This window comes from Anoxybacillus pushchinoensis (assembly GCF_900111795.1).
Lineage (GTDB): Bacteria > Bacillota > Bacilli > Bacillales > Anoxybacillaceae > Anoxybacillus > Anoxybacillus pushchinoensis.
Genome location: NZ_FOJQ01000100.1, coordinates 1 through 2,743 on the forward strand (window position 1 = coordinate 1; position 2,743 = coordinate 2,743).

Genomic DNA, 2,743 nt, shown 5'->3' on the forward strand with positions numbered 1-2,743 from the left:
CATGACATCTATAACGTAGGCTCTGTTTCAAGCCTTGGTCTGGTCAACATGGGGCTTACAAGCCCATGACTTTAGTCATTGGGTTGTTGACCTTTTCATTTTTATTTTACCTATATAGTAGCACATTCTTCAGTTTTTCCGTCATGTAATGAACTAGTAATAAAAAACATGTATTTTATATATTGCTTTTTTGTTCGATGTATGGTTCAATAAACATGTATATTAAATACATGTTTTGGGGGATATGTGTAATGAGTGCAACAAAATCTTTATTAAACGAACGTACGATACAAATCATTCAATCTACTGTACCTGTATTAGAACAATATGGGGAGCAAATTACACGTCGCTTTTATGAACTGATGTTTGCTAATCATCCGGAGTTATTGAACATTTTTAATCATGCTCATCAAAAACAAGGGAGACAACAAAAGGCGTTAGCAGCATCGGTATACGCCGCAGCGAAGCACATTGATCGTTTAGAAGACATTTTACCTGTTGTGAAGCAAATTGGTCATAAACATCGTAGTTTAGGTGTCAAAAAGGAGCATTATCCGATTGTCGGCAAACATTTATTGCTTGCGATTAAAGATGTGCTTGGTGACGCTGCGACAGATGAAGTGATTGAAGCGTGGGGCGAAGCTTATGGAGTCATTGCTGATGTGTTTATTCAAGTAGAACAACAAATGTACGATGAGGCAGCGAAAAAACAAGGTGGATGGGTTGATTTTCGTCCTTTTGTTGTGCAGAAAAAAGTGAAAGAAAGCGATGTTATTACATCATTTTATCTCGTTCCGCAAGATGGAGGGGAAATAAGCGATTTTCTTCCCGGTCAATATGTGAGTGTGAAAGTACAAATTCCGAGCGAAAAATATACGCACATTCGTCAATATAGTTTGTCGGATATGCCAGGGCAACCATATTATCGCATCAGTGTGAAACGGGAAGTTGAAACAAATCAAAAACCTGCTGGTATTGTATCGAATTATTTGCATGACCATGTGAAAGAAGGGGATGTGCTTGAATTAAGCGCGCCAGCTGGTGATTTTACGATTGATATGAGCAAAGAAACACCGGTTGTATTTGTGAGTGGTGGTGTAGGTATTACACCGTTATTAAGTATGGCAAAGGCAGTCGCAAAACAACAGCCAAATCGCCCGATTACGTTCGTTTGTGCTGCTGTTCATGGACGTGTTCATGCGTTTGATCAAGAGTTGCGCGCACTCGTCAAACAAGGGAACGTATGTTATCATGTTTGTTATGAGCAGCCATCAAATGAAGACCGCAGTCATCCACATTTTGAAAAGGCCGGATTGGTTGATGCACAGTTGTTACAGCGTGTCATCAAGCAAACGAATGTCGATGTATATATGTGCGGTCCAATTCCGTTTATGAAAGCTGTGAAAGATGCTCTGCAGCAATGTGGGGTGGCTGAGGAGCGGGTTCATTATGAATTTTTTGGTCCTGCTAGTCAGCTGTAACATGTTGTCCTTCCCAATTTGGGAGGGGCTTTTTTGTTGTGAAAAAGAGGAAAAAGAGATAGAATGGTGGGAAGATTTCCGTATATAGAAAGGGTCTGGATGATGACTAAAACAAATCGTATGATATGGTGGGGTCTTGTCGTTGCATGGTGTGCGCTTATTTACTATTTTACAGAGTCTCCGCTATTTACCGGAGAGCAAACGGCGCAATGGATTCGACATTGGCTCGACTATTTTGGGATCGAAACGAACCGTCCTGTGAGCGACGGGGTGTTTTCGTGGAATTTCATCGTTCGCAAATGTGCGCACATGACGGTGTTTGGAACGATGGCGTTTCTTGCGTGGAAAGCGACAGCTTCTTATCGCTTCGCATGGTTATTTACACTTTTTTGTGCCATGTTCGATGAATGGCATCAATCGCTTCAACCGAACCGAACGGCGTCATTTTCTGACGTTATCATCGATATGATCGGGGCAACGATCGCTTTATGGATCGTTTGGAAGGCGAATAAGCGAGCATAAACGCTCGCTCGCTTATTCACTAGTTTTTTTCCACTTTGCGCTTCTTCCTTTACCAATTGGGGTGATTTTTTTTGCTTCCTTCAATTCATTTAAGACACGATTAATCGTTGCTTCACTAATGTCAGGACAGGCATGGCGAATCTCTTCTTTTGTAAAGTATCCAATTTTCCCTTCAATGAAATCTTTAATGCGCTTTCGTTTATTTCCGCGACTTGTTTCTACATAGCCCACACGCTCTTCAAGTTTTTTATATGCAGCAACGATAATCGATAAAAAGTAATGTAGCCAAGGAAAAATATCGTTTTTCCCTTCATGCCAATGGATTGATGAGCGCTTTAGCACGTCGTAATATGTTTCTTTACTTTCCTCAATGAGTGTTTCTATACTAATGTAACGACCGACTTCATATCCGAATTTGTGTAGTAAAAGAAGAGTTAATAAACGTGACATCCGTCCATTGCCGTCGTGAAATGGATGAATGCAAAGGAAATCTAAAATGAAGATGGCAATTGCGATCAATGGATGTACGTCACCTTTTTGAACGGTATCTTGAAAAGTCATGCAAAGAAGGCGCATATGTTCATCGGTTTGGAAAGCTGGTACAGGAATAAAACGGATAAACTTTTCACCATTCGGGAGCGTTTCACTTACCTGAATCCGTGATGGATTGACATCGACTTTGACTTTTTTGCTGGTTTTATGGATGCGTGATCCACCATTCCCTTTTTATGTTTAAAACA

General features: G+C 40.6%; 3 protein-coding genes. 2 read left to right on the forward strand and 1 reads right to left on the reverse strand.

Annotation, left to right across the window (positions count from 1 at the left end):
- Positions 1-251 precede the first annotated feature (251 nt).
- Both hmpA and BM213_RS14220 read left to right on the forward strand, forming a co-directional pair.
- Entirely contained in the window at positions 252-1,481 is a 1,230-nt protein-coding gene (hmpA, locus tag BM213_RS14215; RefSeq protein ID WP_091705239.1) for an NO-inducible flavohemoprotein, read from the forward strand.
- Between the two features lie 102 nt (positions 1,482-1,583).
- Positions 1,584-2,003: a VanZ family protein gene (locus BM213_RS14220; protein WP_091705241.1), complete on the forward strand. Its 420-nt coding sequence runs from the start codon at positions 1,584-1,586 to the stop codon at positions 2,001-2,003.
- A 12-nt stretch (positions 2,004-2,015) separates the two neighbouring features.
- On the opposite strand, the gene BM213_RS14225 is transcribed toward BM213_RS14220, so the two are convergent.
- On the reverse strand, positions 2,016-2,708 hold the full coding sequence (locus BM213_RS14225; RefSeq protein WP_341864922.1) for a Fic family protein: 693 nt from the start codon (positions 2,706-2,708) through the stop codon (positions 2,016-2,018).
- Positions 2,709-2,743 lie beyond the last annotated feature (35 nt).